Here is a 2,661-nt window from a genome sequence, read left to right on the forward strand (position 1 = left end):
TTGTGAACGGTAAATAAAAGTACACGATTTTTGGCAATTAAGAGTGCAGGATAATTGGCAAGAATAGTGCACGATAATCAGCAAGAATAAGTGCAGGATTATTGGCAAGAATGAATACATAGTTCCTCTTTTGGGGTTTAGCCCCAAAAGAAAAAAACAACCTTTGTCATCTACTAAAAAGACAAGGATATTTATGAACTATTATTTAAACAAACTTATGACCTATCATGAAGTTCACCGTATGGATCGCGAGGGTTTTTCTGTAACTAAAATCGCAGATTATCTCGGGATGAACTGGCGTACCGCCAAACGTTTGCTCAAGCTGAGCGAAGATGAATTTGAACAAGAACTTACAAAGCCCAAAGGTAGAAAGAAAACTTTGGAAGACTACACGGAATTTGTCAAGGGCAAGCTGGAGATACACGCAGACACCTCTGCTGCACAAATGCACGATTGGCTCAAGGAGTGCCATCAGGACTTTCCTGAGGTAAGCCAGAAGACTATTTTTAACTTTGTTCATTCGGTCAGAACAACCTACAACATTCTCAAAACGGAAGCAGTACGGGAATATACCATGGTTCCTGAATTAGCCTACGGTATGCAGGGACAAGTTGACTTTGGGTTCTACAACATGGCTACCACCTTGGGCAAAACCCGGAAAGTACAGTTCTTTACATTCGTACTTTCGCGCTCGCGATATAAGTACGTTTTGTTCCAGGACACCCCTTTCACCACGCAAGACGTTATTCAAGCTCATGAACTTGCTTTCAACTATATAGAAGGCTGTCCCAAAGAGATTGTTTATGATCAGGACCGGTTATTCATAGTCTCTGAAAACTTAGGAGATCTCATTCTGACCGCTGAATTTCGAGCTTACGTCAAGCGGCGGAGCTTTATTACCCATTTTTGCAAAAAGGCTGATCCTGAATCGAAGGGAAAGGTTGAAAACGTGGTTGGGTATGTAAAAAAGAACTTTCTCTACAACCGCTCCTTCAAAGATCTGGAAACATTGAACTCTGAGGCACGGGGATGGCTTAACCGGACAGCTAACGCACTGGAGCACGGTACAACCAAGCGGATCCCACAAGACGAACATGGTATCGAAGCGAAATTCCTGGATCCTTATCATCCTATAGAGCTCGTCGTTAAGCAGTTACCAACCTACGCGGTCCATAAGGACAACAAGATATCTTACAAGGGTAATCTTTATAGTCTGCCTTATGGTACTTACAAAGGGAAGAATACTACGATACAGTTGAAGGAAGCCGGATCAGAACTAATCATGCTCGATGAAAAGTATGGTGAACTCTGCCGACATGAGATCAACCTGCTTAGAGGTCAGAAAATAATCGCACGTGACCATAAACGTGATAAGAATACGGCCATCGTGGAAATGATGGAAGAGTTCTGTGAACTGATGGAGAATAAATTGCAGGCACTAGATTGGATAGAACGGATCAGGAACCATAAACCCCGATATATCCGTGATCAGATACAATCGCTAAAAGTCACGGTTACTGGCCTTGATCCCTACATTGCTTCCCGGGCATTAGATTATGCCTGCGAGAATGGAATCCTGAGCGCTACCGACTTTAAAGCCATCGTAGAGACCATGAACAGAAAACAGCAAAACGAAGTCCTACAAGGACCTAAGATCATCCAATTGAACCCCTTGAGCGGCACAAGCAAACGTATTGCAGATACGGATCCACAACGGAGTGATCTAGGAAGTTATGATACCTTCTTTACTAATTGATAACCCATATGTTACCGGCTCTGGTCGGTAACATATCCTAAAACAAGAAAACAAAATGGAAAAACAAAAACAAGAAATCAAACAGCTGTGCAGCAGCTTTCGACTCTCGGCTATCGGGACGAATCTGGAAGAAATCATTGCAGATGCAGAAAAGGATAGTCTAGGCTACGTTCAATATACGCTTAGGTTATTGAAAAGAGAAGCCGACCATCGCCAGAACAACGATGAAATAAGAAGGATGAAGACCGCTGGATTACCTAAGAATAATAATCTGGACCTCTACGAAATCGGAAGGAACGGACTCAAAAGCGAACGGTTAGCGCAACTAAGAGAGCTCAACTGGATAGACCAGCTTTTTAATATTGTCTTGATGGGGCCAAGCGGTACAGGAAAAACAGCACTTGCTGCAGGTCTGTCCATGGATGCTGTCAAGGCGGGTTACAAAGTGTATTTCCGCTCTATGGATGAGATTCTCAATACACTAAAGACAAAGGACTTTGTGAAATCACAGATGGCGGAATACAAGAAACTGCTCAAGGCCAATCTAATCGTATTGGATGATATTATGCTTTTTCCTTTGGAAAAGAGTCTGGCAGTCGCCTTCTTCAACTTTATAAATCAGATTTATGAACATACCTCGATTATAATTACTACCAATAAAAAGCCGACTGAATGGGCTAAAATGCTGGACGATGAAGTCATTGCGACCGCCCTATTGGACCGTTTACTTTTTAGGTGTGAAGTGATCAGCCTAACGGGTGAAAGCTACCGTATGGAAAACAGAAAAACGTTTTTTGATTCTTCAAAATAATACCCTACTTTTGAATCAAACTATGTATTCATTCTTGCCGAATACTCTGCACTTCCAGTTGCCAAAAACTCTGCATTCTTATTTACCGTTCACA

General features: G+C 42.2%; 2 protein-coding genes. Both read left to right on the forward strand.

From position 1 onward, the window contains the following. Positions 1-193: 193 nt before the first annotated feature. The gene (istA, locus tag ACNQGN_RS18845; RefSeq protein ID WP_417989366.1) at positions 194-1,756 is read left to right on the forward strand and encodes an IS21 family transposase; all 1,563 of its coding nucleotides are present in this window, start codon (positions 194-196) and stop codon (positions 1,754-1,756) included. Positions 1,757-1,811: 55 nt separating this feature from the next. After that, positions 1,812-2,567 (forward strand): IS21-like element helper ATPase IstB, encoded by a 756-nt coding sequence (gene istB / locus ACNQGN_RS18850; protein ID WP_417989367.1) that lies wholly within the window; start codon positions 1,812-1,814, stop codon positions 2,565-2,567. Positions 2,568-2,661: the final 94 nt, after the last annotated feature.

Origin of the sequence: Flavobacterium rhamnosi (genome assembly GCF_048286515.1) — a bacterium.
Taxonomy (GTDB): Bacteria; Bacteroidota; Bacteroidia; order Flavobacteriales; family Flavobacteriaceae; genus Flavobacterium.

Bases quoted from the DNA above. Each gene is read 5' to 3' on its own strand.
- istA (WP_417989366.1), top strand. From the start codon at position 194: ATGAACTATTATTTAAACAAACTTATGACCTATCATGAAGTTCACCGT.
- istB (WP_417989367.1), top strand. From the start codon at position 1,812: ATGGAAAAACAAAAACAAGAAATCAAACAGCTGTGCAGCAGCTTTCGA.